The sequence below is a fragment of the Streptomyces sp. NPDC001204 genome, from assembly GCF_053598035.1.
The window spans coordinates 1-2,761 of record NZ_JBSFJL010000084.1 but is presented as its reverse complement, the minus strand read 5'-3'; the positions used below and the strand labels follow the sequence as shown (position 1 = coordinate 2,761).

The following is a 2,761-nucleotide window of genomic DNA, read 5'->3' as shown; positions in this document are numbered from 1 at the left end:
ACGACGCGCACAGCGACGCTGTGGGACGGGGCAACGTTTCAAACCAGGTCAGCGGCAGTGGAGCGTAAAGCCCGGAACGCGGGTCACCATCTCGGCTCGCAGCTACACAGTTACCCAAGTCTGCTCGTACCGCGTCGTCCTGGAGCCGAAGGACCCCAAGGGCAGGACCGCACTGGCCGCCGCCCCCAAGTCGTGTGATACCGACGGCGGTTCTGTGGACGAGGGTCTGCGCCTCACTACAAACCCCACAGTTCTCGCAGCAGCAGCCAAGGCCTCCCCCGCCGAGAGCCAGACACTCGCCCCACTCAACAACGGCGGCGTACAGCGCTTCCCGACTGGTCTGTTCCTCACCGTCTCGTACGTCGACACCGCCGCGGGAACCGCCGGCATCGGCACGAACTGCGCCGCGATGCCGGTCGCGGTGGACAAGCCCCCCAGGTTGGCGACACGGTGGAGTTCGCGGGGGTGATGTTGGAGGTGTCGGACCTCGCCAAGAAGGGCGTGTGGTTGAGACAGGCATGCAAGCAGGACAGGAGGGCCGCGCCGCAGTCCGTGCTGCGTTCCATCTCTTCACCTCCCTAGCCCGCGTCGAGCACTGCTCGAGCCCGTCACGGCGGCGTGCCTGGGTTGTCTGCAGTGTCCAACGAGCCATCGCCGAGCCTCTTCGGGCTCGACCCCGCCGGGTTCGATGGTTCCTCTACAGTCGTGTCGTTCCCTGATGCACAGGTCGCGATAGGAGTCAGGTATGGCGTTCGGCAGGAGCAGCAAGGCGAAGGCAGCGGAAGAGCCCCTTGTGGAGCCTGTCGCATGGCAGAGCGTCTGGAGGTTCGTCGTGGGGTCGGTGGAACGGCCTCTGTCACCCAAGCGGTCCCAGGCGGTGTCGGGCAGGCCCGCCGTTCGTGTGCCCATGGGCTCCAAGGATCTGCCGGTTCTGGCACCATGCGCGTTTTTGGGATCGTCATCCCTAACCCATCTTCCGTCACGTCCCGACTTCACGCTGTACGAAGATCCCGACGCGCAGCGCCTTCTTTGCTTCGTCGAGGAGCCGCAGGAGGTGGACGGCGAGCGGCACTACGTCGTCCGAGACCCACAAGGGCAGGCAATCGGCACCCTCCGGCGGATCCCTCCGAAGCGGCCCTTCAAGCACACCTGGCGTATCGACCAGCCGGGACACCCGGAGATGGTCGGACGCAACGAGTGGGCCAGTGGCGGCGCGAAGAACATTGCCGGGCGGGCGGCGGGTCGCTTCGTCAACGGCCTCGTCGATGACCTCTTGAATCCCGGCGATGGTGACACACCGAGCAAGGGCCGCTCCATGGAGTGGCGGGCCGGTGACGAGGTTGTGATGATCTCGGAGGGCAGCGCGGAAGTCCGGGTACGGAAGGACTGGGTAGACCGTCGACTGGCCTTCGCCTTCGCTCTGGTGGGCGACAAGTGAGCATTGCGTGCACATCGCTGTCCGCGTCGCTTTCCTGATCCGTGACATGACAAGCGCACGTAGGGTATGAGGCCCACCCGCGGCCACTCCGGTACCAGCGGGACAGAGAACTTGAGGGGGACAGAACGTGAGGGTCGTCAATCCGGAAGACGTGGAGCAACTCGCCAAGCTTCTGGACGGTCGGGGCGGCCTTCAGGACAAGCTCGACGAAGCCTTCACCAGGGCCTCCCTGCTAGGCGTATCCAGCAAGTTGTCCTCGCTCAAGCCGCTACGGGGCTGGGTTGCCGATACCGCGCCGGACCTTCGCAAGCGTGCGGCGATCGCCCGGCTGGAAAGCGGAGACCCAGAAGCCGGATTGCGCTGGGCTGGTTTCAGCACTAAGGACATTGAGAGGTACCTCAAGGATCACAAGGACAAGGGCCTTTCCCCCGGCGATATTCTTCTCGCCAACTCCGTTGCTGCCAGCGACGATCCAAACGCCGATGTCTTCAAGCGAAAGCCCCATGAGTCCCTGGACGACTGGGTCTTGCGGATCAAGACGCACGCGCTGGAGCAGATCCCCGGGCTCAAGCCTCACGCCGCGACGATCATGAGCGTGATCGACCTCTACGGCGAGTGGAAGTCGACCACCAAAACCATGGCCACCGTGACAATTCAGGGAACGGCTCTGACCAAGGTTCTTCTTTTCAATTCTCTCGCGCAAGGGTCGCTGCGGACCTGGAAGACCCGCATCGGAGTCGCGCTCAGAGGATCGAACAACGGGCTGCTGCGCTGGTCCGGAACAAAGCTGATCAAGATTACCCCCAAGGTGCGTTCCCTCGGCGCACCCGGCAGTTGGTTTCCCAGCAAACTCAGCCAATGGGCCCAAAAGATCCCGGGCACCAAGGGCAGGATCATCGATTGGACGGGCGGCGCCTACGACGCGGTCCGGGGCCTGAGGATCATGGACTCCCCGATCTGGAAAGGGGTTTCGGTCAACAGGGCTATCAACTTCTTTGTGGGCTCTGACGAGTTGGCCAAGAAGTTCGGTGCGCTTACCCACTCCGGTCAGGCTGTGACGCGTGCAGGTAATGCGAATCTCCTGACAGTCACAAGCAAGGCGTTCGCAGAGTCACGCGGAGCCGGCCTCAGCCGTACGGCCGCGCTCACCAAGGGACTCTCGACCGCGGGTAAAGTCTCCGGACTCCTGCGAGGGGCGGGCATCGCCGGGAGCGCGGCCTCGACGGTGTGGAGTACCGCCAACGTCATTTCGCAGGGCAACCCGGTCGATGCCTTCAAACGCAAGGGAGCCGGCTATGTCGCCGACGTAGCAGAGGTCGGCTT

2 protein-coding genes and 1 pseudogene are annotated in these 2,761 nt (G+C 64.0%); all 3 read left to right on the top strand.

All coding sequences use genetic code 11. From position 1 onward, the window contains the following. Positions 1 to 469: pseudogene (locus ACWC91_RS41420) on the top strand (hypothetical protein); the annotation flags it as partial. Between the two features lie 438 nt (positions 470 to 907). Then, positions 908 to 1,438 (top strand): hypothetical protein, encoded by a 531-nt coding sequence (locus ACWC91_RS41415; RefSeq protein WP_450645013.1) that lies wholly within the window; start codon positions 908 to 910, stop codon positions 1,436 to 1,438. Between the two features lie 127 nt (positions 1,439 to 1,565). Beyond that, a partial coding sequence (locus ACWC91_RS41410; protein ID WP_450645011.1) for a PE-PGRS family protein occupies positions 1,566 to 2,761 on the top strand: 1,196 nt, incomplete at its 3' end.